Origin of the sequence: Intestinimonas sp. MSJ-38 (assembly GCF_018917925.1) — a bacterium.
Taxonomy (GTDB): domain Bacteria; phylum Bacillota; class Clostridia; order Oscillospirales; family Butyricicoccaceae; genus Pseudobutyricicoccus.
This window is the reverse complement of sequence record NZ_JAHLPO010000025.1, coordinates 1-21,754: the sequence shown is the minus strand read 5'-3', so window position 1 is coordinate 21,754 and position 21,754 is coordinate 1. Positions and strand designations below refer to the sequence as shown.

At 55.5% G+C, this 21,754-nt stretch carries 21 protein-coding genes, 1 tRNA gene and 1 pseudogene; 9 read left to right on the top strand and 14 right to left on the bottom strand.

The features are described from left to right. Window positions 1–5: 5 nt before the first annotated feature. Window positions 6–362 carry a PadR family transcriptional regulator gene (locus KQI26_RS12670; RefSeq protein ID WP_118748156.1) on the bottom strand — a complete coding sequence of 119 codons (357 nt, stop codon included), beginning with the start codon at window positions 360–362 and terminating at the stop codon, window positions 6–8. Window positions 363–524: 162 nt separating this feature from the next. Between KQI26_RS12670 and KQI26_RS12665 the strand changes: the two genes are divergently transcribed. After that, window positions 525–977, top strand: a complete 453-nt coding sequence (locus KQI26_RS12665) for an immunoglobulin-like domain-containing protein (RefSeq protein ID WP_216504694.1) — start codon at window positions 525–527, stop codon at window positions 975–977. A gap of 40 nt (window positions 978–1,017) precedes the next feature. On the opposite strand, the gene KQI26_RS12660 is transcribed toward KQI26_RS12665, so the two are convergent. Together KQI26_RS12660 and KQI26_RS12655 are read right to left on the bottom strand one after the other, a co-directional pair. Then, window positions 1,018–1,284: a metal-sensing transcriptional repressor gene (locus KQI26_RS12660; protein ID WP_118428579.1), complete on the bottom strand. Its 267-nt coding sequence runs from the start codon at window positions 1,282–1,284 to the stop codon at window positions 1,018–1,020. Continuing rightward, the gene (locus KQI26_RS12655; protein WP_216504693.1) at window positions 1,284–3,857 is read right to left on the bottom strand and encodes a heavy metal translocating P-type ATPase; all 2,574 of its coding nucleotides are present in this window, start codon (window positions 3,855–3,857) and stop codon (window positions 1,284–1,286) included. Before KQI26_RS12655 ends, KQI26_RS12660 begins: the two co-directional genes overlap by 1 nt. A 162-nt stretch (window positions 3,858–4,019) precedes the next feature. Between KQI26_RS12655 and KQI26_RS12650 the strand changes: the two genes are divergently transcribed. Beyond that, window positions 4,020–4,865 (top strand): hypothetical protein, encoded by an 846-nt coding sequence (locus KQI26_RS12650; protein ID WP_216504692.1) that lies wholly within the window; start codon window positions 4,020–4,022, stop codon window positions 4,863–4,865. A 36-nt stretch (window positions 4,866–4,901) separates the two neighbouring features. Here KQI26_RS12650 and nudC read toward each other — a convergent pair whose 3' ends face one another. Continuing rightward, window positions 4,902–5,741, bottom strand: a complete 840-nt coding sequence (gene nudC, locus KQI26_RS12645) for an NAD(+) diphosphatase (RefSeq protein WP_216504691.1) — start codon at window positions 5,739–5,741, stop codon at window positions 4,902–4,904. 14 nt (window positions 5,742–5,755) lie between these two features. Further along, window positions 5,756–6,151: a VOC family protein gene (locus KQI26_RS12640; protein WP_216504690.1), complete on the bottom strand. Its 396-nt coding sequence runs from the start codon at window positions 6,149–6,151 to the stop codon at window positions 5,756–5,758. 198 nt (window positions 6,152–6,349) lie between these two features. Between KQI26_RS12640 and KQI26_RS12635 the strand changes: the two genes are divergently transcribed. Next, entirely contained in the window at window positions 6,350–6,820 is a 471-nt protein-coding gene (locus KQI26_RS12635; RefSeq protein ID WP_118428574.1) for a zinc ribbon domain-containing protein, read from the top strand. 215 nt (window positions 6,821–7,035) lie between these two features. Then, a complete protein-coding gene (locus tag KQI26_RS12630; RefSeq protein WP_216504689.1) occupies window positions 7,036–8,088 on the top strand; it encodes a DUF4163 domain-containing protein in 1,053 nt (350 codons plus the stop codon). 41 nt (window positions 8,089–8,129) lie between these two features. Here KQI26_RS12630 and KQI26_RS12625 read toward each other — a convergent pair whose 3' ends face one another. The 8 genes from KQI26_RS12625 to dsdA all read right to left on the bottom strand — a co-directional run bounded on the left by KQI26_RS12625 (window position 8,130) and on the right by dsdA (window position 16,753). Continuing rightward, entirely contained in the window at window positions 8,130–8,507 is a 378-nt protein-coding gene (locus tag KQI26_RS12625) for a hypothetical protein (RefSeq protein WP_118748148.1), read from the bottom strand. Window positions 8,508–8,530: 23 nt separating this feature from the next. Next, window positions 8,531–9,619: a PepSY domain-containing protein gene (locus tag KQI26_RS12620; protein WP_216504688.1), complete on the bottom strand. Its 1,089-nt coding sequence runs from the start codon at window positions 9,617–9,619 to the stop codon at window positions 8,531–8,533. A 35-nt stretch (window positions 9,620–9,654) separates the two neighbouring features. Then, window positions 9,655–10,584, bottom strand: a complete 930-nt coding sequence (locus tag KQI26_RS12615; protein WP_216504687.1) for a PepSY domain-containing protein — start codon at window positions 10,582–10,584, stop codon at window positions 9,655–9,657. A 129-nt stretch (window positions 10,585–10,713) separates the two neighbouring features. Beyond that, complete coding sequence (locus tag KQI26_RS12610) at window positions 10,714–12,069, bottom strand: cell wall metabolism sensor histidine kinase WalK (RefSeq protein ID WP_216504686.1); 1,356 nt, start codon at window positions 12,067–12,069, stop codon at window positions 10,714–10,716. Next, window positions 12,066–12,755 (bottom strand): response regulator transcription factor, encoded by a 690-nt coding sequence (locus tag KQI26_RS12605; RefSeq protein WP_118748144.1) that lies wholly within the window; start codon window positions 12,753–12,755, stop codon window positions 12,066–12,068. Before KQI26_RS12605 ends, KQI26_RS12610 begins: the two co-directional genes overlap by 4 nt. Before the next feature lie 99 nt (window positions 12,756–12,854). Further along, on the bottom strand, window positions 12,855–14,021 hold the full coding sequence (locus KQI26_RS12600; protein WP_216504685.1) for an amidohydrolase: 1,167 nt from the start codon (window positions 14,019–14,021) through the stop codon (window positions 12,855–12,857). A gap of 72 nt (window positions 14,022–14,093) precedes the next feature. After that, window positions 14,094–15,266, bottom strand: a complete 1,173-nt coding sequence (locus tag KQI26_RS12595; RefSeq protein WP_216504684.1) for an amidohydrolase — start codon at window positions 15,264–15,266, stop codon at window positions 14,094–14,096. 137 nt (window positions 15,267–15,403) lie between these two features. Further along, complete coding sequence (dsdA, locus tag KQI26_RS12590) at window positions 15,404–16,753, bottom strand: D-serine ammonia-lyase (RefSeq protein ID WP_216504683.1); 1,350 nt, start codon at window positions 16,751–16,753, stop codon at window positions 15,404–15,406. 264 nt (window positions 16,754–17,017) lie between these two features. Between dsdA and dltA the strand changes: the two genes are divergently transcribed. The 4 genes from dltA to dltD are packed head-to-tail and all read left to right on the top strand — an operon-like array spanning window position 17,018 to window position 21,113. After that, window positions 17,018–18,535 carry a D-alanine--poly(phosphoribitol) ligase subunit DltA gene (gene dltA / locus KQI26_RS12585; protein WP_216504682.1) on the top strand — a complete coding sequence of 506 codons (1,518 nt, stop codon included), beginning with the start codon at window positions 17,018–17,020 and terminating at the stop codon, window positions 18,533–18,535. Next, complete coding sequence (dltB, locus tag KQI26_RS12580) at window positions 18,532–19,677, top strand: D-alanyl-lipoteichoic acid biosynthesis protein DltB (protein ID WP_216504681.1); 1,146 nt, start codon at window positions 18,532–18,534, stop codon at window positions 19,675–19,677. The genes dltA and dltB overlap by 4 nt, the downstream gene beginning before the upstream one ends. A gap of 24 nt (window positions 19,678–19,701) precedes the next feature. Then, on the top strand, window positions 19,702–19,947 hold the full coding sequence (gene dltC / locus KQI26_RS12575) for a D-alanine--poly(phosphoribitol) ligase subunit 2 (RefSeq protein WP_216504680.1): 246 nt from the start codon (window positions 19,702–19,704) through the stop codon (window positions 19,945–19,947). Then, on the top strand, window positions 19,944–21,113 hold the full coding sequence (gene dltD, locus KQI26_RS12570; protein WP_118748137.1) for a D-alanyl-lipoteichoic acid biosynthesis protein DltD: 1,170 nt from the start codon (window positions 19,944–19,946) through the stop codon (window positions 21,111–21,113). Before dltC ends, dltD begins: the two co-directional genes overlap by 4 nt. Window positions 21,114–21,280: 167 nt before the next feature. Here dltD and KQI26_RS12565 read toward each other — a convergent pair. Beyond that, window positions 21,281–21,369: transfer RNA gene (locus tag KQI26_RS12565), tRNA-Ser, on the bottom strand. Between the two features lie 194 nt (window positions 21,370–21,563). Between KQI26_RS12565 and KQI26_RS12560 the strand changes: the two are divergent. Continuing rightward, window positions 21,564–21,754: pseudogene (locus tag KQI26_RS12560) on the top strand (IS481 family transposase); the annotation flags it as partial.

Here is a 21,754-nt window from a genome sequence, read left to right as displayed (position 1 = left end):
CCCTTCTACGCCTTTTCCGGCTGAAGCTGGGGCGTGCAGGCGGACACCACCTTCTCCACCCCCTGGGAAAATGCCTTCCACTCGGCGGCTTTTTCTCCCAGCAGCCGCTGTCCTTTGGCCGTCAGCCGGTAATATTTCCGCTTCCGGCCCTGAGGGGTCTCTTTTTCATAACTTTTGATATGTCCCTGCTTTTCCAGGGTGTGCAGCACCGGATACAAAGTGCCTTCTTTCATCTGAAATACATTGTCCGACCGCGCAGACAGGGCGGCGATCATCTGATAGCCATACTGATCCTCCTGCTGAAGCAGGGAGAGCACCAACAGCACCGTGGTGCCCGAAAGCAGGCTTTTGTCGATTTTCATCTTCTCCCCTCCTTCCAATACCTCGAACATCGATGTTTTCTTGCTTTGATTATACCTCGATATTCGATATATTGTCAAGAGAATGCACCCTGTGTCAAAGGAACTTCCGGCAAATTTTTTCGTCTATTCTGGTAAGAAGCCTTTTTCTAGGAGGTATAGAAGATGAATCAAATTTTTGCCTGGATCTTAGCTCTGTTTCTGCCCCTGTCCGGCGCTCAAAACCAGGAGAGTGTCGCCCCCGCCAGTGCGTCTCTTCCCGATTGGGGCATCACCGTTTATGCGGAGGATATCCGTCCCACCGGTCTGACTCTTTCCATCCACCAATCCGGCGATCACCCCACCGGCCAGCTGCAATTTGGTAGCGATTATCTCCTGGAACAGCTGGAAAACGGCGCATGGCAGCCGGTACTGCCCACAGTCCAAGGAGAGATCGCCTGGGATTCCCTGGCCTATCTGGTGACTATGGACGGCGAATGCCAGCAAAAAATCCTTTGGGAACCTCTTTATGGCAGCCTATCCTCCGGCACTTACCGAATCCGCAAGAGCTTTCAGGATTTTCGGGACACCGGCGATTTCGACACCCAGACTCTGTCTTTGGTATTTGAAATTGAGTAAACAAAAAGCACTCCTGTAAACAGGAGTGCTTTTCTGCATATCAAAACACCGCTTTGTCAAAAAGGGCCATCAGTTCATCGATCTTCTGTTGGCTATCCTCTCCGGTCTCCAGGGACTGACGGACGCAATGCTGCAAATGGGCCTGGAGGATCTCCCGGTTCACCCGGTGCAGAATGGCCTGGGTAGCCATGATCTGATTGGAGATGTCCATGCAATACCGGTTCTCCTCCACCATTTTCAGGATGCCGTCCAGCTGGCCCCGGGCGGTCTTGAGCAGCCGCTCTACCTTTTGCCGGTCGGCCTGCATCAGCGGATCTCCGTGACGGTATAACCGGCGTCGGTGACGGCCTGGCGCAGGGTATCATCGGACACAGGCTGGCTCATCTCCACCTGGGCCATGCCCTTTTCCAGGTCCACCTCCACCTGGCAGCCAGGCAAAGCGCTGAGGGCGTTCTTCACATGCTTCACACAGTTGGGGCACATCATACCCTGAATCATGATGGTTTTTTTCATTGGTTTTTCCTCGCTTTCGTGATTTTCTTCTTTTTCTATACTATTTGTATTGATAATTTCAACTTCTTGTTGGGTTTCAGCGGGCAATACTTCCCCATCAAACCGAGGACGGAAAAATTTCAGCCGCAGGGCGTTGCTGACCACGCACACCGAGCTCATGCTCATGGCGGCGGCACCGAACATGGGGTTGAGCCGCAGGCCAAAGGCGGGATAGAGCACACCGGCGGCCAGAGGGATTCCGATGCTGTTATAGAGCAAGGCCCAGAAGAGGTTCTGCTTCACATTGCGGATGGTAGCCCTGGACAGCTGGATAGCAGCGGGCACATCCATCAAGTCGGAGTGCATCAGCACTACATCGGCCGATTCGATGGCCACATCGGTACCGGCACCAATGGCAATGCCCACATCGGCTCGGGCCAAGGCAGGGGCATCGTTGATGCCGTCGCCCACCATGGCCACCTTATGCCCCTGCTCCTGGAGCTGGCGCACATGGCGTTCCTTGTCCTGGGGCATCACACCGGCGATGACTTTGCTGATACCAGCAGCCTTTCCAATGGCCTGGGCGGTGACCTCATTGTCCCCGGTGAGCATGACCACCTGAATCCCCATCTTTTCCAGTTCTTTTACTGCCCGAGGGCTGGTCTCCTTGATCACATCGGCCACGGCGATCAATCCCATGATACGGCCCTTCCAGGCAAAATACAAGGGGGTATTCCCCTTCAGGGCCAGCTTTTCACCGGCCTGGGCCAGATCTCCCGGATCAATCCCCTCTTCCTGCATCAACAGGAGATTGCCGGCCAGGGCGGTTTCTCCCTGAAGCTTTCCTTTGGCGCCCCGTCCGGACAAAGCGACGAAATCCTCCACTGGCACAGGACAAAATCCCTTCTCGCCCGTATACACCAGCACCGCTTCGGCCAGAGGGTGCTCCGAAGGCCGTTCCAGAGCGGCGGCCAGCTGCAAAAGCTCCTCTTCCGCAACGCCAGGGGCCGGAATGACCTGGGTCACCTGGGGTTTTCCCTTGGTAACGGTGCCGGTTTTGTCCAGCATCACAGTATCCACCGTGCGGGCGATCTCCAAGGCCTGGGCTGAACGCACCAGGATGCCCTGCTCGGCTCCCTTACCGGTTCCCACCATAATGGCGGTGGGCGTGGCCAGGCCCAAGGCACAAGGGCAGGAAATCACCAGCACACCAATGCCCATAGACATGGCAAACTCAAAACTCTTTCCCATGAGCAGCCAGACGGCAAAGGTCACAAGAGCGATACCGATCACCGCAGGCACAAAGACGCCGCTGACCTTGTCGGCCAATTTGGCAATGGGGGCTTTGCTGGCCCCGGCCTCCTCCACCAGGCGGATGATCTGCTGAAGGGCGGTATCCTGCCCCACCTTGTCGGCCCGGAACTTGAAAAAGCCGGTCTTGTTGATGGACGCTCCGGTGACCCGGTCTCCCGGCCCTTTTTCCACCGGGATGCTCTCCCCGGTGAGGGCCGACTCATCGATAGCAGTGGTACCCTCCACGATGACACCGTCCACCGGCAGGCTCTGCCCTGGCCGCACCACCAGAATATCCCCGGCCTGCACCTGCTCCACCGGGATCTCCACTTCCTGCCCGTCCCGCTCCACGGTGGCGGTTTTGGGAGCCAGATCCATCAGCTTGGTAATGGCCTCCGAGGTTTTGCCCTTGCTGCGGCTCTCCAGGAATTTTCCCAGGGTGATCAAGGCCAGGATCATGGCCGAAGTTTCAAAATACAAATCCATGGAATACTGATGGACCATGTGGCTGTCCCCATGCCCCAGGCCCCAGCCGATCTTATAGATGGCATAGATTCCATAGACAATGGCGGCTGTGCTGCCAATGGCGATAAGGGAGTCCATGTTGGGACTACGCCGGGCCAAAGTCTTGAACCCGTTGATAAAGTACTTCCGGTTCACATAGGCCACTGGCAAACAAAGAAGGAACTGGGTAAAGGCATAGGTAAGCGCGTTTTCCTCCCCCAGGAAAAATACCGGCAGCGGCCAGGACATCATATGGCCCATGGCCAGATAAAACAGAGGGATCATAAAGACAAAGGAAACGATGAGCCGTACCTTTACCTTCCGCGTCTCCTCCTTGGCCTGGTCCACTGCACTCTGGCGAGGCGCTTCTCCGGCGGAAGCTGCGGGCAGATCGGCTCCATAACCGCCCTTTTCCACCGCCTTTATGATCTCATCTGTGGTGACGGTCTTTTCGTCATAGTCCACTACCATGGTATTGGCCAGCAGATTCACATTGACATCGCTGACGCCCTCCAGCTTCCGCACACTTTTGTCCACATGGGCGGAACAGGCCGAGCAGGTCATACCGGTCACATTGAATTTGGTTTTCATTTGGTTACTCCCCTCCCAACGGATTCCCGGGAAATTGGAAATACTCCACCCCCCGGGGGGTGTCTATATTGTATACAGATTCACTCCTCTTTGTCAAGAGAAGTTTTTCTTTTCATTTCCCTGGAAAAGTTTTATCATAAAGGGAGATGGGGAGGTGGGGATATGAAACGAAAAATCAGGCAGGCGTTTTCCCGTATCCGCCGTCCTTTTGTGCTGCTTTTTCTGCCCACCGTCCTGATTCTCACCGCTTTGATTGTAAGGGAAAACTGGCCCGGCCTGCCCCAAGGCGTTAACCGGAAATCCTGGCTCACGGCCGGAGACTTCTCCATCGTGGCGTATACCGACCGGCAGGGAAACCGGTATCTGGACCTTTGCCTCACCCAGGATGGGAAGCAAAGGGTTTTGGTCAACCGGGTCTATGCTTACCAGCTGGAAAAAGACACCCTTTATGTGAAAGGTGTCAGCGGTGCAGCCGCTGCCCACTGGCAAGACGGCACCTGCCGTCTGTATACCGGTAAACATTATTCCCGCTATGCCAAGGCCTGGAGCGGCATTTCTCTGGTCCATGACCTGCGACTCTTTCCCCTGGCCGAATACAACAAACTGGTCTCTCTCACGCCCCAATACCAAGCGTTCCCCTCCACCTCCTGTGTGGCCTCCTTCGGTTCGGGCCGCTTCCGCATCGAGGAAGTTACCGGGGCCGATGGCTTCCGCCGCTTGCAGCTGGTGGACGCCCAGGCCCGGGAGCTGGACATCGGCTATACCGTCCGCCTGCTGCGGGATGTGGAAAGCTTCCTCATCCTGGATGGCGTACTCTATGCCCGCTCCAAAGAAGGCTATGCCCGGCTCCAGCTGGAAGGGGAGCAATATCTGATGTGCTACCATGACTACGGCAGCAAAATCTATTTTTCCACCCATTCCGACATTCAGGTGGAACGGGATCTTTCTTCCCTTTCCCCTTCCCAACAAGAGATTCTGGAAAATCTCCCTGCCGCCGGGCGAAGCTAAAAAAGCCGGTCTGTTTTGACAGACCGGCTTTTTCGTTTATTCTTCCATTTTGCGGCGTTTGAATTCCTGCATCAATTCCTGGGCAATGCTGATGCGGGACACCGGCGGAGGCAATTCCTCCGGCGACACCCATTTGGCCTCGGCGATTTCCTTTTTGTCCGGATGCAACTGAGCATCCCCCTCCACCCGGGCGAAGAACCCCAGCATCAGCGACTCGGAAAAAGGCCAGGGCTGGCTGTTATAATACTGCACATCGGTGACTTTCAGCCCCACTTCTTCCCGCACTTCCCGGCGGACGGTGTCCTCCAGCGACTCGCCGAATTCCACGAATCCGGCAATCAGGCCATAGCGGCCCGGAGGGCTGCTGGCATTGCGGGCCAGCAGCAGTTTCCCTTGGTTTTCCACTGCCACAATAATAGCGGGATTGATCCGGGGATAGACCACATTGCCGCATTCGGGGCAGATCACCGCCCGCTCATCCCCTTTCAGCTCCATGGGCTTTCCGCAGTGGCCGCAGAAACGGTTGACCCGGAACCACCGATACAGATGCCAACCTTCCATACCGGCAAACAGAGTCACCGGATCTTTCACCGTGCGCAGCACCTGGGTACTCTGCCAGAAAAGGCCCGGCACATCCCCCACCGTATGAGGATGCCAGAAACCAAAATACCGGGTCTTATCCACCGAAAACAAATAAATGGCCTCCATGGCCGCCTGCTGGGGCAGTTGGCAGGCCCGGGGCAAAGCGTAATCCCCCTCGCCCATCGGCTGCAATAACACATGATTGCCATTGTAACAAAGCAGCACATCCTCGGGATGGATGGCATCTTTGAAAAACACATTGCTGAACCGATGCGGGGCGATATCCTGAAACATAGCAAAAAGCTCCTTTATTCCTTTTCTTCCATCAATTCCACCAGTTCCCCGGCGTGGCCCTGGAAAAAGGCGATGCGCACTGGAAAGGGCGGCTGGGAGGGCAGAAGTTTATCCTGAGGCTCCATGGTGATGGTGCAGCCCTCTTTCCGCACCAGCTCCACCCATTCATCCACGCCGGTGACCGCCAGCGCTACATGAGGGATAGGCCCCGGGGCGTCACCGCTTCCATCGGCCATGATCTCCAAAATACCGGCGCCGGTATCCACCATGCAGGCGCTCTTCTCCCCCTGGCCCCACCGGCGAATGACCGGCATACCGAATACCCGGGTGTAAAACTCCACAGCCTGCTCCATTCTCTCCAGCGATGGCGCTTTGATGCACACATGATGGATTCCCTTCAGACTTTTCATCTTCACAAAACCTCCGCTCCCCTTTGATCAATACTTTCATTGTTACACTACCACATTTCTCCCTCTGCCGCAAGGAGAGCCAGGAAAGGAATGGAGAAAAGCGATGATTTTCCACCCTTGCGTCTTTTCCTTCCAGGCATTATAATAGAAGCAACAAATTGCAGCTTCATGGTTTTTGCAAATAAGGAGGTCCTTTCTATGCCCATATTGAACGATCTGAGCAAAAAGCTCTCCGAAGTAGCCCAGACCACCGTGCAGGTCTCCAAAGAGCTGGCCGGCAGCGCCAAAGCCACTCTGGCCATCTCCGCCGAAGAGCGGGAGATCGAAAAGGCTTACCGGGCCCTGGGCCAGTGGTACTATTCCACCAAAGGGGAAAACCCGGAAGAAGCCGCAGAATTCATAGAGACTGTGGACACCTCCCTGCGGAAGATCCGGGAAATCCGTCAGGAAGCCGAAGCCGCCAAAACCGCCGCTTCCCAGCCTGTGCCCATGATCGCCTGCCCGGCCTGCGGCACTATGATGGAAGAGGGCACTCGTTTCTGCCCCTCCTGCGGCGCTATGATGCCCACCCCGGAGATCATCCAGCGGGAAGAGCGCATCTGCCCCAACTGCGGCGCTCTGGCCCAAGGGCCTTATTGCTCCCAGTGCGGCGCTCGCGTGGAGCCCTAGTCTTTTCTGCGCAAAAAAGCGTGATCTTTCTCCCTTGTTTTTGGGAGAGGATCGCGCTTTTTTTGTTTTGTTTTTTTCGTTATTTTTTCCTGGTGCTGGTTATTTTGCAAGAATATATTTAATTTTTCTCAAAATAATGGTACAATAGCCAAATGATAAAAATTGCGAAATCTTTTTACCGCGCCGGTATTTCTCCGGCGGGAAAGGAGGCTGCTATGAAACCCATGGCCGCCCTCTGTCTATGCTCCCTTTTCCTTTTGTCCCTTTGTGGCTGTACCGCCCCGCAAAACAATGAGCAGCCCCCGCTTTCCACTGAAACGGCTGCTTCGTTTTCCCAGTTGTCTCTCAGCGCCGACGGTCCGGTGACCATCCAGAGCCAGTGCCAGCAGCAGGAAGTGCGGGATTCGGAAGGCACCCTGCTGGCCACCGTGTCCCACAGCCGCCCGGTGCTTCTGGGCAGCACCAAAGGGATCGCCTCCCTCAACCAGCTCTTTGAAAAAGACGAAGAAGAGTATTTGTCCAGCGCCGCCCAGAATTGGCAGGAACAAGCCGAGGAGGACAAGCAGCTTCTGGGGGACAGCTTTCAGCCCTATACCATCGAAAGCTCCTATGAGATCACCTATAACAACGCCGGTCTTTTGAGCGTTCTGCGTACCGAATACCAAAATACCGGTAGAGCCTACCCCACTCTTCGCCGTCTCAGTGGCACCTACCTCACCTCTTCCGGCCAGGCCCTTTCCCTGGAGCAGATCCTGGCCGGAGACCAGCAAACGGTCTCTCAACAGGTGGTAAACTGCTTTACCCAGTTGATTCAAAGCAATCCTCAGCCGTTTTATCCCAACGCCCAGGATATTTTGCCGGATCTGGTAAACAAAGTGGGCTTTTATCTGTCCGGAAGCCAGGTTTGCCTCTATCTACCCCAGGAGACCATTGCCGCCCGGGCCTATGGTTTCCCGGAGGTCTCTCTCCCCTATGACCAGCAAGACCTGTTCGCCACTCCCATTCCCACTGTGAATATGGACGCCCAATATCTGAAAACTGCCATGCGTCTTCTCTACGAAGAAGTAGTGCCAGAGCTGCCTCAGGATCAGCGCACCGGCATCCGTATGGTCTCCGAAGGAGAAGGCGAAGCCGGTGGAGAGCCCATCTATATTATCCGCCTGTATCTGCCTCCGGAGGAAACGGTGGGCCGCTATGGCGTGGGACAGCAAACCGGTTCTATTTATGTACAGGGGGAAACCGGCGCCTATACCCTTTTATCCCAATAACTACGCAAAAAAACCGTGGAATTTCTTCCACGGTTTTTTTATTACTGCTGCTCGGTTGTCTCTTCCTGAGGAGAACAAATGGGCTGGGGGTACCGGTACACCGGCATGGACTGGATCTGCTCTATATTCCCGCCGGATACAGGCTGTGCAGGCTGGGCCTTGGCCACTTCCCGCCGCAGCATCCGGGCCAGATAACCGATCACGGCAAAGCCGCCCCAGAAGAAGAATGCTCCCAGCAGTTCATCGTCCATCTCATGCATCAGATACCACAGGCTATCCGATGCAGGCATCCGCAGGGCCATCATCACCAGGGCCGCTGTGGTCAGGCAGGCGGCAGCCAGCAGCAGGAAGGACAGAATCCGCAGCACACCGGCGGCCAGCTCAACCAGATTGAGAGAAATACGCACTTCTTGTTTCATCTTATTACCGCCGCTTCAAGGGATCAATCGTAAATGGATTCCATATCCCGGGAAAGAATGGCCCCGGTATAGGCATCGATCTCATATTCATATTCCATGGTGCCGTAGCAGAATTCCACCTGGTATTCCCAGCGGCCATCGTCTTTTTCCAGCTCACAGCGGAGACGGGTCACCTGGCTCTGGTTCACACCTGCATGAGCTAAAGCCACGCTCTTGGCCTTTTCTGCGCCGATATAGCTGCCAGTGTTCTGCTGGGGGATGTAGTTTTCTGCGTCAAAGTCATAACTGAGGATAGCGCCGGTGGCGGCATCGATCTCGTAGTCGTACTCTTTATAATCGGTGGTATAGAACTCCACATCGTACACCTGACGGCCGTCATCCCACTCCAGCTTGCCTTTGACAAAGGTTACCTGGTTTTGGTTCAGTCCTGCGTGAGCTAAAGCCTTCTGCTTAGCCTGCTCCAGGGTGATGCCGGTGGTGGGGTTCTGCTGATTGCCCTGGTTGCCTCCCTGCTCAAAGCTGTCGGCATCGGTGACCAGGCTGCCCGAGGAGGAACCCAGGGTAATCACAGCTCTCTGGCTGTTCCAGCTGACATTTTTGCCCATCAGTTCGCCAATGGCCCGCACAGGCAGATAAGTGGTTCCCTGGTACAGCATGGGATAGACCGCGTTGCCCTGAGCGTCCTTGAAGCTCTTCTTTTCCCCTTCCACCAGAATGGTGAAATCGGGACGGTTTTCCATCTGGATGCTCTGGGCCTGGGCAGCTGTGCCGGGAGTACCCTGCACGGTACCGGTGGTACGAGGAGCGGTGAGGGAAATGGTGAGAGTGGACTGATCCCAGTTCACATTCTTGCCCATCAGCTCACCGATGGCCCGCACGGGCAGATAATGGGTACCATCGTAAAAAACAGCGTAAACCTGTTGACCCTGGGCGTTGTAGAAATCCCGTTCCACACCGTCCACCATCACAGATACCTGAGGCCGCATTTCCCCGGTGACGGTGGTCACCTGGTTAGGGGCCGCTGCGGTAAGGGGGAGCGCACCCAGCATCATGGCAGTGGCCAACGCCAGCGCACCCAGTCGTTTTCTGCTCTTCTGCATCGTCTTTTTCATCTGTTGTACCTCTCTTTCCAGTTCAGTATGGTGATTTAATCAAACATGGATTCGGCGTCCCAGCTGCGGATGGCGCCGCTGTAGCCGTCGATCTCAAACTCGTACTCCATGCCGTTGTAGTAGATCTTGCCTTCGTACTGGAGGCGGCCATCGTCGTAATCGGTCTCAAATTCCCGGATATCGGAAACGGTAGCGCCGGGAACCTGGGACAGAGCCTTCTCCTTGGCCTGATCGGCGGTGATGGTTCCGCTCTGGCCATTGCCTGTGGCAGGAGGTGCATAGCCTTCGGTGTCAAAGTCGTAGCTGACTACTTCACCGGTGGAAGCATCGATCTCATAGTCATACTCTTTATAATCGCTGGTGTAGAACTCCACATCGTACACCTGACGGCCATCGTCCCAATCCAGCTTGCTCTTGACGAAAGTCACCTGATTGGCTTTCAGTCCCGCATGGGCCAGAGCTTTGTCCTTGGCCTGATCGGCGGTAAGAGCGGCAGATGCGGTACCGGTGCCACTGCTGGTATTGTTATTGGTGTTGCTGCTGCCAGCGGTGTTGGCAGCGGGTATTGTATTGCCTGCTGTATTGTTATTGGTGTTGCTGCTGCCAGCGGTGTTGGTATCGGGTGTTGTATTGCCTGCTGTATTGTTATTGGAGGCCGTGTTCTGCTGGGCCTGGGCACCAGCGGGCAGCTTGCTTTCGATGATGGCACCGGTGAGGGCGTCGATATCGTATTCATATTCCTTGCCATCGGCGGTGAACTCGACCTGATAGTAATGAGTGCCGTTTTTGTCATCCAGCTCCACATCGGTGAACTTTACCTGGCTGGCTGTGAGACCGGCATTTTCCAAAGCCACATTCTTGGCCTCCGCTGTGCCGATGTAACCGGCCATTCCGTCCTTGCTGCATCCGGCCAAAACCAAAAGACTGAGCGCTGCGGCGCTTATCATCAAATTTTTTCTTGTCATAGTAGCGGGTTCCTTTCTTGTTTCTGATGTTACTATAACCCCTGAACATGAAATTTACATGAAATTCCCAAAAAAATTTTTTCAGAAAAAAAACCGGCTCGTCCCCAGGGGGAAAAGCCAGTTTTTTCATTACGCTTCCTCTTTCCACAAGGGCAAATGCAGAGCAAAGGCGCTGCCGATCCCTTCCACGCTGTCCAGCGTCACGGTACCTCCGTGGAGCTGGGCAATCTGGCGCACCATGGACAGTCCCAGCCCTACACCATTGCTTTCATCGCTGCGGGACGGGTCCACCTGATAAAACCGCTGCCAGATCTTTTCCTGCTGGTCTTTGGGGATGCCGATGCCATCGTCCCGCACTTCCAAAATCCCCTCTTCACCCTGGGATTTGACGGTGACCCATACATGGCCTCCCGGTTTTCCATACTTCAGCGCATTTTCCACCAGGTTTTCCGTCAGCCGGGCCAGCAGCGCCCCATCTCCCCGCACCTTCACACCGGGGGAAACCGACAAAAAGAGCTTGTCCTCCTCATATCCCCGCTCCCGGATCAGACCTTCCACCAACACCCCCAGGTCCACCGGCTCCAGCCGGGCCCCTTCGGTGCCCTGGTCCAGACGAGTCATGCTGAGAAGCTGGCCGATGAGCTGAGCCATTTTTTCCGCCTGCCGGGCGATCATCTCCAGGGTCTCCTGGCGCTCTTCCGGGGTCTCATCGCATTTCAGCCCATATTCGCAGGCTCCCTTAATGATAGATACCGGCGTACGCAGTTCATGGGATGCATCAGCAGTAAATTGCTTTTCCGCTTCAAAGGACCGCTCCAGACGGGCAAACAGCTGATCAAAGGTCTGGGCCAGGCGGGAAAACTCGTCCCGCCCAGGGGGCAGACCGATGCGCCGGGACAGGTCCTTGGCTTCTCCCATGGCCTGGGCGGTGGCGCTGATCTGCTCCAGAGGGCGAAAAGCCCGGCGCACCAGCAGATAGCCTCCCACTGCGGTAAGGAGAATAAACACCGGCAGGGCAATGGCGGCGATTTTGATCAGGTTTTCGGTGGTTTGCTCATTGCGGGGCACTTCCATCAGCCCACGCACCCACACGCCCTCTTCCCAGCTGCTGGGCAGCCACAGATCCAGCACCACATAGGAAATACTAGCTCCCTCCACTGTACGCACCTGGCCATTCTGAAAAGGCTCCTTGGCCGTGAAAGACACCGGCAGCTGACCGGCCAGCAAGGATTCCGCCTGACTGTATACCAAAATGGATACGCCGTTCTGATAAAAGGAAAAGCCCTCTGTGGTGCTGAGCTTCCCTTGAGAAAAGGAAATATTCCCCACACTGTTCCGGGTGGTGGATATCAACTGCTGCCGGGCGCTGGAAAGCACCACCGTCCGGCTGATAAACAGGGTAAAGGCCACCAGAAACAAAAACAGTATGGTCATGAGCAAAGTGATCCACAGGGTGATTTTCAGTTTCACCGAGATTTTTCTCATGTGTTCCCCTTACCTTCTTCGGTGCGCAGCACCCAACCCACGCCCCGGATGGTGTGAAGCAAACGGCTCTGGCCGTCTCCATCGATCTTTTTCCGCAGCTTGCTGATGTAAACATCGATGTTGTTGGAAGAGCCGGAGTGCTCATAGTTCCAGATCTGATTTTCCAGCTGCTCCCGGGAGAGTACTGTCCCCTGGTTGCGGATCATATATTCCAAGATGGTAAATTCCTTGGGTAGGAGATTGATCTCCTGGCCGCCCCGGGTGACGGTGTGGCTTTGGGCATCCACCTGCAGATCCCCCAGGGTGAACACATTGCTCCGCTTCCCGGCTTTTTTCCGGGTCATAGCCCGGATGCGGGCCAACAGCTCTTCAAAATCAAAAGGCTTGACCAGATAGTCGTCGGCCCCTAGATCCAGCCCCTTCACCCGGTCAGAAATGGCGTCGCGAGCGGTAAGGAACAGGACCGGTGTATCCATCCCCTGGCTGCGCAGTTTTTCCAACAGAGCATAACCGTCCATCTTGGGCATCATCACATCCAGTAAAATGGCGTCATATTCCGCCCCGGCCAAAAAATCCAGAGCCTCTTCCCCGTTGTAACAGCCGTCCACACTGTATCCCGCCCGGGTCAGCGTCTTGACGATCAGCCGGTTCATATCCTTGGCGTCTTCCGCCACCAGCACCCGCATCGATTTTTCCTCCTTTGATCCGCTATGAAAAGACAAATGAAAAAAGCCCGGGGATACGGCCAAGACCTCCCCCGGGCTTTTGCAATGTAAGCAGTCTGATTAGCCTTTGTGAACGATCTGGCCGTCGATGATGGTATACGCGACGGTATACTGCAGATCGGTGATGGGATTGCCCCGGAAAATAGCCACATCCGCGTCTTTGCCCACTTCCAGAGAGCCTACCCGGTCCGAAATACCGGTGATGACGGCGGGATTGATGGTGATGGCCTTCCAGGCCTCCTCCTCCGGCAATCCGGCGTTGACGGCCAGGCCGGCGCACAGGGACAGATACTCCAGAGGAATCACCGGGGCATCGGTGATGATGCAGATATTCAGCCCGGCCTCGCTGAGCACCCGAGGTGTATCAAAGCTCTTGTTCTTCAGCTCGAACTTGCTCTTGTCGCCCAGAGTGGGGCCAACCAGGCAGCCCTTGCCCTCTTTCACCAGCTCGTCGGCGATGAGATGGCCTTCGGTGCAGTGATCCAGTGTGATATCCACATCGAATTCCTTGGCAATGCGCAGAGCGGTGAAGATATCGTCCGCCCGATGGGCATGGGCCTTCAGAGGAATCTCCTTGTGAATGACCGGCAGCATGGCCTCCAGCTTCACATCAATGGCAGGCTTCTTGTTGTTTTTGGGATCGGCCTTGTAATCCTTCCAGGCCTGATCATATTCCACGGTGCGGGCCAGCAGATCCCGCAGCAAGGCGGAAGTGCCCATCCGGGTCATAGGCATCTTCTTCTGGGTGCCGTAAACCCGCTTGGGATTTTCGCCGAAGGCGCACTTCATGGCAGCAGGGTATTTGAGGATCATGTCGTCCACCCGCTTGCCGTGCATCTTGACGGCCACAAAGGTGCCACCCACCACATTGCCGCTGCCCGGGCCGGTAACCGCTGTGGTCACACCGGCCGCCGCTGCCTGGGCGATGGTCTCGTCCATGGGCTGGATGGCGTCGATGGCCCGCACCTGGGGAGTCACCGGATCGGTGCATTCGTTGCCGTCGGTGCCTTCAAACTGAATGGCGGCCTCTTCCAGGCCGATGTGGCAATGGCCGTCCACCAGGCCAGGGGCCACGATGCAGCCGGCGGCGTCGATGACCTGTGCATCGGCCGGAGCGTTAACCTCTTTGCCCACAGCCACGATCTTGCTGCCATCCAGCAGCACCTGGCCGTTTTCGATATCTTCCCCAGCCATGGTCTTTACCAGGCCGTTTTTGATCAGGATCATGGGAAACATCCTCCTTTTTCTAAAAACCGGGCCGGAGAGCCTTGTGACCCTCCGGCCCTATGGAATGATTTCTTATTCTGCCTGATAAACGATCTGGCCGTTGATCAGGGTGTACTTTGTGGTGTACTGGAGGTCGGTGAGAGGATTGCCATTGTAGATGACCACATCGGCGTCCTTGCCCACTTCCAGAGAGCCCACCCGGTCAGCAATACCGGTGATGACGGCGGGGTTGATGGTGACCGCCTTCCAAGCTTCCTGCTCGTCCAGGCCGGCGTTGATGGCCAAGCCAGCGCACAGGGGCAGATACTTCAGAGGAATAACCGGAGCATCGGTGATGATGGCGGTCTTCAGGCCATGCTCCACCATGGTCTTGGGAGTATCCCAGCACTTGTTCTTCAGCTCGAACTTGCTCTTGGCGCCAAAGGTGGGGCCAACCAGGCAGCCCTTGCCCTCTTTTTCCAGCTCATCGGCGATAAGGTGGCCTTCGGTGCAGTGGTCCAGAGTGATATTCAGATCAAACTCCTTGGCGATGCGCAGGGAGGTGAAGATATCATCGGCCCGGTGGGCATGGGACTTCAGAGGAATCTCCTTGCGCATGACAGGCAGCATGGCATGGAGCTTGCAGTCATATGTAGGCTTCTTGTTGTTCTTGGGATCGGCCTCATAGGCGTCCATCTCTTCCCGGTAGTTCTGGGCCTTGACCAGCAGTTCCCGCAGCAAAGCAGCGGTACCCATACGGGTCATGGGCATCTTCTTCTGGGAAGCACCATAGCAGCGCTTGGGGTTCTCGCCGAAGGCGATCTTCATGGCAACAGGGTTCTTCACCACCATGTTGTCCACCCGCTTGCCGCACAGCTTGACGGCCAGGAAGGTGCCGCCCACCACATTGGCGCTGCCCGGGCCGGTGACGGCGGTGGTCACGCCATGGCTGTATGCATCAAAGAATGCCTCGTCCATGGGGTTGAGGCCGTCGATGCCCCGCATCTGGGGAGTGACGGGATCGGTCATTTCGTTGTAGTCATCGCCTTCAAAGCCGATGGCCTCTTCGTCCAGGCCGATGTGGCAGTGGCCTTCCACAAAGCCGGGAGCCACGATGCAGCCGGCGGCGTCGATGACCTGTGCATCGACGGGGGCGCTCACTTCTTTGCCCACAGCGGCGATCTTGTCGCCATCCAGCAGAACCTGGCCGTTTTCGATATCCTCGCCGGCCATTGTTTTAACCAAACCATTTTTAATAAGAATCATGGGAAACATCCTCCTTTTCAATCTTACTACCTTATAGCTTACCTTTTTCCCGGGAAATTGTCAAAGAAAAGCCCCTTTTTTTGGTGCCAAATTCCCCGGCTTCTTTTTATGCAATTTGCAAAAAAGCTGCTTTATCTTTATTCCTTGCCCTTGCGGTAATATTCCTCCATCACCTCCGGAGGGACCATGCTGCCGCCGGTGCCCCAGGGCATGAAGTGGGCCTGTTCCATCTTGTCTGCAAGGCCCTCTTTTTTCAGATAGGCCTGTCCGTCCTTGCTTTCCAGCAGCCAGCGGACCCCTTCCATCCCAGCCAGGGCCGAGGGCTCCAGAGCCAGGTTTTCGGTATCCCGCAGAAGAGCCAGGCGGCGGTACAGCGTGCCATCGTCCACCGTATAGCTGCCGCTGAGGAAGGGCTCGATGGTCTTGCCCACAAAGCTGGAGGGACGGCCCACGGCCAGGCCATCGGCGGCGGTGAGATTGTCGATGCCGAAGTCCTGGACGCACACCTTGTCCTGCAGCCCGGTCACCAGTCCCAGCATCATGCAGGGAGCATGGGTGGGCTCGGCAAAGAAGCAGTGGACCGCGTCTCCATAGACCAGCTTGAAACCAAAGGCCACGCCGCCAGGGCCGCCGCCTACGCCGCAGGGCAGGAAGGCGAAGAGGGGATGCTCTTTATCCACCTGGACGCCCATCTGTTCCAGCTGCCCTTTCAGCCGCTGGGCCGCCACAGCATAGCCCATAAACAGATTCACCGAGTTTTCATCGTCTACGAAATAGCACATGGGATCGCTTTCCGCCTGACGCCGGCCTTCGGCCACCGCCTTGCTGTAATCCTCCGGATATTCCACCACGGTGACTCCTTTTTCCCGCAGCAGATCCTTTTTCCACTGGCGGGCATCGGCGGACATATGCACACTGACCCGGAATCCCAGCCGAGCACTCATAATGCCGATAGACAGCCCCAGATTGCCGGTGGAACCCACGGCAATTGAATACTTAGAGTAGAAATCTCTAAATTTATCACTATCCAACTGGGAATAGTCATCCTCCAGGGTGAGCATCCCTTCCTGAAGAGCCAGATCTTCGGCGTGCTTGAGCACCTCATAGATGCCCCCTCTGGCCTTAATGGAGCCGGAGATGGGCAGATGACTGTCGCACTTGAGGAGCATCCCGCCGGGGATATGAATGCCCCATTCCTTTTCCAGAGCCTTTTGCATCTGGGGAATGGCCTGCACCGGAGATTCGATGATCCCTTCCATTTTTGCCGTCTCCGGAAAGGCTTTGGCGATAAAGGGGGCAAACCGCTGGAGCCGGGCTTCGGCCTCCTTCACATCAGCCAGAGACAGGCTGCATTGTTTCAGGGCCTCCTCCGTTCCCACCTTCTTGGGATTGACCCAGAAGGTCTCCTTGAGTTTCACCAGATCCCCCACCACCGGGAATTCCTCTTCCCACTGCCGGGGGCTTTTGCCGCAAATCAACTGTTCCATGGTTTCCTCCCTCTCCAGGGCGCACCCTGGGGATATTGTAATTTTCATCTTTAATTAGACTTTTTGTATAATTTTTCTTTTTCCTTTTCTCCCCTATCACTATACCAAGTTTTCCGGGAAAATGCACGAAGAATCTTTTCTGTAAATTCCAGAGGAAATTATGAAAATTGAAAGATTTTCGCAAGAAAATCATCGAAAGGGCTGTGCTATACTGTGCCGGTAGTAAACCCCGACCCTTCCGGCCGGGTGAAAGGAGGTCCTTTGATGGATCTGTTCCGCGTTTTATCCCAGCACGCCCAGCAGCGTGGAGACCAAATTGCGGTGTCCACAGGGGAAGAAAGCATCACCTACCGGCAGCTGGAGGAATATTCCGACCGGCTGGCCGCCTGTCTTCTCTCCCGCTTCGGCCCAGGAAAAGAGCCATTTGTGGTGTATGGGCACAAAAGCCCCTGGATGCTGGTGTGCTTTCTGGCCTGTGCCAAAGCCGGACGGGCTTATTGTCCCATAGACATCTCTCTGCCCGCCCAGCGCCTGACGGAAATTCTGGAAGAGACCCAAACGCCGGTGCTTCTGTGTACCCAGCCGCTTCCCGTTCCCCACCCCCGGGCCTTTTCTCCCGATCTGATCCAATCCCTGGCTCAAAGCCCCGGCCCTAAGCCTCCCCAGGAGGCCCGGGTACAGCCGGAGGACATCTTCTATATCATCTTTACCTCTGGCAGCACCGGACGCCCCAAGGGAGTGCAGATCCCCCGCCGGTGCCTGGAAAATTTCCTGGACTGGTCCAGTGAACTGGCAGGCCCCCGGGAGGAAAAAGCCGGCGCCGTCTTTTTGAATCAGGCTCCTTTTTCCTTTGATCTTTCGGTGCTGGACACCTACACCTGCCTTTTCTGCGGCGGCACGCTGCGTCCCATGACCCGCAGTGTGCAGGAGGACTATGGCGCTCTGATGGATTTCTTCCGGGCGTCTCAGGGGGCTTATTTCGTCTCCACTCCCTCTTTCGCTGCTCTGTGCCTGGCCGATCCCCGCTTTTGCCAGGAGCTTCTGCCCCGGCTGCGGGCCTTCCTCTTCTGCGGTGAGACGCTGCCTCCCGGCACGGCCCGGGCGCTGCTTCAGCGGTTCCCCCGCTGCCAGGTGATCAACACCTATGGCCCCACCGAAACCACCGTCTGCGTTACCCAAACCCCCATCACCCTTTCCATGACAGAGGAACAGGCCCTCCCGGTGGGCCGTCCCAAAGAAGGGATCGCCCTGGAGATCTGGTCCCCGGACGGTACGCCGCTGCCTTATGGCGAGCAGGGCGAAATCGTCATTTTAGGCGATACTGTGGGCGCAGGCTATTTCCGCCGCCCCGATATGACAGAGAAGGTCTTTTGCAGTCCTGTGCGTCAAGGGAAGCCCATTCCCGCCTACCGCACCGGAGATCTGGGATTCTTGTCCCCCGATGGGATGCTCCATTTCATCGGCCGGGGAGATCACCAGATCAAGCTCCATGGCTACCGGATCGAACTGGGGGATGTGGAAGAAAACCTGTTGAAGCTGCCGGGGGTGCGCCGGGCGGTGGTGCTGCCCCAAATGCGGGAAGGCACCGTCCACGCTCTAGTAGGCTTTGTGGAGCGGGAAGGTGGAGAAGATTCCCTGGCCGCTTCCCTCCAAATGAAAAAACAGCTGCGAACCTTCCTTCCCAGCTATATGGTGCCAAAAAAGCTGGTCTTTCTCCCCAAGATTCCGGTGACGCCCAACGGGAAAACCGATCGTAAGACCCTGGAGGGGATGCTGCCATGAGTTTTTTCTCCGGTGTTCCCTTTTTCACTCTGATGACCCTGCTGCTCCTGCCGGCCCTGTTTCTGGGGCTGCGGGGCAAGGCCATCGGCCCTTATGGTCTGTTTGCCTCTCTGGTGATGATTCTGGCGGTATTGGCCGGGACGCCCTTGCAGCTTGCGTGGCTGGGGGCATATCTCCTGTGGGAAAGCCTGCTGGTGTGTCTCTATATCCCTCTGCGGCAAAAGAAGGGGCCTGTGCCCTGGTATTACGCCCTGGCTCTTTTCCTCAGTCTGATCCCCCTTTTATTGATGAAATGGAGTGAAGTCACCACTCTTTCGCTTTTTTCCTTCCTGGGGCTTTCCTATCTCACCTTCCGGGTGGCCCAGATCATCATCGAAACCTATGACGGACTGATCTCTTCCCTTTCTCTTCCCGCCTTTTGGGCCTTTCTCCTCTTTTTCCCCACTTTCAGCGCCGGGCCCATTGACCGCAGCCGCCGTTTTGAAGAGGACTTCCGGCGGCGCTACACCCGGGATGAATATCTGACCCTTCTGGGAGATGGGCTGGAACAGCTCCTCATCGGTCTGGTCTATAAGTTCGTGCTTTCGGCTCTGGCCTTTCGCCTGCTCAGCCTGTGCGAACCCAAAGGCGGGCTTCTTCTGGCCCTGGCCTATGGCTGGTGCTACGGCATCTATATGTTTTTCGATTTTGCCGGTTACAGCCGCATGGCGGTGGGTTGTGCCTATATCCTGGGGGTACGCACCCCGGGAAATTTCCATCTTCCCTTCCTCAGCCGGGACATGAAGGATTTCTGGAACCGTTGGCACATCACTTTGTCACATTGGTTCCGTGATTACCTCTTTTCCCGCTTTCTCATGCGCGGCATCAAGGGGAAATGGTTCAAAAGCCGTCTGTCCGGGGCCTGCTGGGCCTTCCTGCTCAATATGCTGGTGATGGGTGCCTGGCATGGGCTGACCCTTTATTACCTGCTTTATGGCCTTTACCACGGCGTGCTGCTGGCCGCCACCGAAGTCTATCAGAAAAAGTGTCCTTTTTATAAAAAATACCGGAACTGCACCTGGTATGGGCTGCTGTCCTGGTTTGTCACCCTTAACCTGGTGATGGTGGGCTTTTTGATCTTTTCCGGGGCCCTGTTCACCTGATTCATTCCAAAGGAGGAACTATCCATGAACAACACACAAGAAAAAATCCTTTCCATTCTCTCCGTCGTCTGCGGCGAAACATTGGGGGAAGATGAGCTGGATCTGGATCTGTTTGAAAACGATCTGCTGGATTCTCTGGGACTGGTGGAACTGCTGGTGGAGCTGGAAATCCAGTTTGATGTGAAACTTTCTCCCTCTGAGGTGAGCCGCAGCCAGATCGCTACACCCCGGCTCATCGCCGATCTGGTGGAAAGCCGGATAGCCCAATGAAAAAGTGCAATGCCCTGGGGCTGGCCTTTCTCCTCTTTTCTTTTACCGTCCTTGTGATCCATCTGGGAATCAAACGGCTGGATTTTACCGGTCCTTCCTTTGACGCCTGGATCAACGACGACAAGCTGCTGTACAGCCGGGCCATCACCGAAAACCTGACCTCCACTTCCATTCCGGTTTTCGGCTCTTCGGAATTCCGCCACGGCCGCTCCACTCCCTATCATCCAGCCAAAGTCCTGTCGGGCCAGCCCTTCCGGCTGATGCTCATCGGTGCGGGATACTATCAATCCCTTTACCACGCCACCGCTTTGGCGGCCATGGGAGACGAACTGCCCCAGAAACAGGCGGTATTCATTCTCTCTCCTCAGTGGTTCCGGGGCAAGGGTGTATCCAGCCAGGTGTATACCTCCCGCTTCTCAGAATACAACTACATTCAGATGCTGCAAAATCCCCATCTGTCGGATGAGACCAAAAACTACATCTTGGAACGCACCGACAAACTGCTCAAGGCCGATCCGGCCATGGCCAAACGGGTGAAAAGCTATCAGCGGGTCTATCTCACAAAAGATGCCACCTTTCTGGAGAAGCTGTCCTGCAAGATCTATCTGAGCTTTTTGGAGGATAAGCTCATGGTCTCCCTTTCTCTCAAGGCCCTGGCCGGGGGCGTTTCCTCCCAAGAATATCCCCAGGGCGCCCCTGAACCCAATTGGAAGGCCCTCAGCGAAAAGGCCGCGGTGGACGGCGCCAAGGCCAACACCACCAATCCCTTTGGCATGGACAACGGCTTTTATAACCTGTATAAAAACAACTACATCAAAAGCAAAAAAGACTCTGCAACAAAAGCCGACTATTTAAACTCCCAGGAATATGGGGATATGATTTGCTTTTTGAAGGTGTGCCAGGATCTTCAGATAAAGCCTTTGCTGGTCAGTCTGCCGTTCAACGGCCCCTGGTATGATTATATGGGATTGTCCGCCGAAAAGCGCCAGGAGTACTATGAAAAGATCCAGGCCATTGCCCAGGACTATGGAGCGGAACTTCTGGACCTTTCCTCCTATGAATACACTCCCTATTTCTTTGAGGACAACACACACATCGCCAGAGAAGGGTGGGTGAAACTGAATGAAGGGCTTTATCAATTCGCTTCACAGGGTCTGTCAGAATGAGCGCTTCCGCTTTTTTGCTCAGGTAGCTTTCTTTTACCTGCTGCTCCTGGTTTTTTACGGTTATCTCATGCTGGCCAACCTGTCCAGCGCCCCTCAATTCGTCTATTCCCAATTTTGAAAACATGAAAAAGTCCCTCGCTTTTCTAAAAAGCGAGAGACTTTTTCATTGGCGGAGAGAAAGGGATTCGAACCCTTGGTCCCTTGCGGGATCACTGGTTTTCAAGACCAGCTCCTTAAACCACTCGGACATCTCTCCATTTTAGGATACATAAATGATATTTTATCTCTTTTCTGCATCCCTGTCAAGATTGTCCCCAAAAGATCCCAATCTATCCGTGTAGGACTACAATACATCTTGGACGAGTGAATAAAAAGATATGAGGAACATGGTCTCAAGGGTTATAGTTAAGTTACCACACCAAACTAGCCCGAAAGGAGACCATATCCCTCATGAGCAAAAATATAACACAAGACATGGCCTATCGGCAATCCCTAATGAAGTACACAGAGAAATACGGCGTCAGCCGCGCCAGCCGGAAGTACAACAAGAGCCGGTCGTATATCTATTTCTGGAAGCAGCGCTGGGATGGAAGTGTGGCATCCCTGGCCTGCCAGTCCAGACGCCCCCACAGCCATCCAAA

Excerpts from the sequence above, each read along its gene's own strand:
- KQI26_RS12595 (WP_216504684.1), bottom strand. The coding sequence starts at position 15,266 with ATGATTCTTATTAAAAATGGTTTGGTTAAAACAATGGCCGGCGAGGAT.
- KQI26_RS12620 (WP_216504688.1), bottom strand. The coding sequence starts at position 9,619 with ATGAAAAAGACGATGCAGAAGAGCAGAAAACGACTGGGTGCGCTGGCG.
- KQI26_RS12605 (WP_118748144.1), bottom strand. The coding sequence starts at position 12,755 with ATGCGGGTGCTGGTGGCGGAAGACGCCAAGGATATGAACCGGCTGATC.
- dltD (WP_118748137.1), top strand. The coding sequence starts at position 19,944 with ATGAAAAAGTGCAATGCCCTGGGGCTGGCCTTTCTCCTCTTTTCTTTT.
- dltC (WP_216504680.1), top strand. The coding sequence starts at position 19,702 with ATGAACAACACACAAGAAAAAATCCTTTCCATTCTCTCCGTCGTCTGC.
- dltA (WP_216504682.1), top strand. The coding sequence starts at position 17,018 with ATGGATCTGTTCCGCGTTTTATCCCAGCACGCCCAGCAGCGTGGAGAC.
- KQI26_RS12665 (WP_216504694.1), top strand. The coding sequence starts at position 525 with ATGAATCAAATTTTTGCCTGGATCTTAGCTCTGTTTCTGCCCCTGTCC.
- KQI26_RS12600 (WP_216504685.1), bottom strand. The coding sequence starts at position 14,021 with ATGATCCTGATCAAAAACGGCCTGGTAAAGACCATGGCTGGGGAAGAT.
- KQI26_RS12660 (WP_118428579.1), bottom strand. The coding sequence starts at position 1,284 with ATGCAGGCCGACCGGCAAAAGGTAGAGCGGCTGCTCAAGACCGCCCGG.
- KQI26_RS12650 (WP_216504692.1), top strand. The coding sequence starts at position 4,020 with ATGAAACGAAAAATCAGGCAGGCGTTTTCCCGTATCCGCCGTCCTTTT.
- dltB (WP_216504681.1), top strand. The coding sequence starts at position 18,532 with ATGAGTTTTTTCTCCGGTGTTCCCTTTTTCACTCTGATGACCCTGCTG.
- KQI26_RS12635 (WP_118428574.1), top strand. The coding sequence starts at position 6,350 with ATGCCCATATTGAACGATCTGAGCAAAAAGCTCTCCGAAGTAGCCCAG.
- KQI26_RS12670 (WP_118748156.1), bottom strand. The coding sequence starts at position 362 with ATGAAAATCGACAAAAGCCTGCTTTCGGGCACCACGGTGCTGTTGGTG.
- KQI26_RS12655 (WP_216504693.1), bottom strand. The coding sequence starts at position 3,857 with ATGAAAACCAAATTCAATGTGACCGGTATGACCTGCTCGGCCTGTTCC.
- nudC (WP_216504691.1), bottom strand. The coding sequence starts at position 5,741 with ATGTTTCAGGATATCGCCCCGCATCGGTTCAGCAATGTGTTTTTCAAA.
- KQI26_RS12625 (WP_118748148.1), bottom strand. The coding sequence starts at position 8,507 with ATGAAACAAGAAGTGCGTATTTCTCTCAATCTGGTTGAGCTGGCCGCC.
- KQI26_RS12640 (WP_216504690.1), bottom strand. The coding sequence starts at position 6,151 with ATGAAAAGTCTGAAGGGAATCCATCATGTGTGCATCAAAGCGCCATCG.
- dsdA (WP_216504683.1), bottom strand. The coding sequence starts at position 16,753 with ATGGAACAGTTGATTTGCGGCAAAAGCCCCCGGCAGTGGGAAGAGGAA.
- KQI26_RS12615 (WP_216504687.1), bottom strand. The coding sequence starts at position 10,584 with ATGACAAGAAAAAATTTGATGATAAGCGCCGCAGCGCTCAGTCTTTTG.
- KQI26_RS12610 (WP_216504686.1), bottom strand. The coding sequence starts at position 12,069 with ATGAGAAAAATCTCGGTGAAACTGAAAATCACCCTGTGGATCACTTTG.
- KQI26_RS12630 (WP_216504689.1), top strand. The coding sequence starts at position 7,036 with ATGAAACCCATGGCCGCCCTCTGTCTATGCTCCCTTTTCCTTTTGTCC.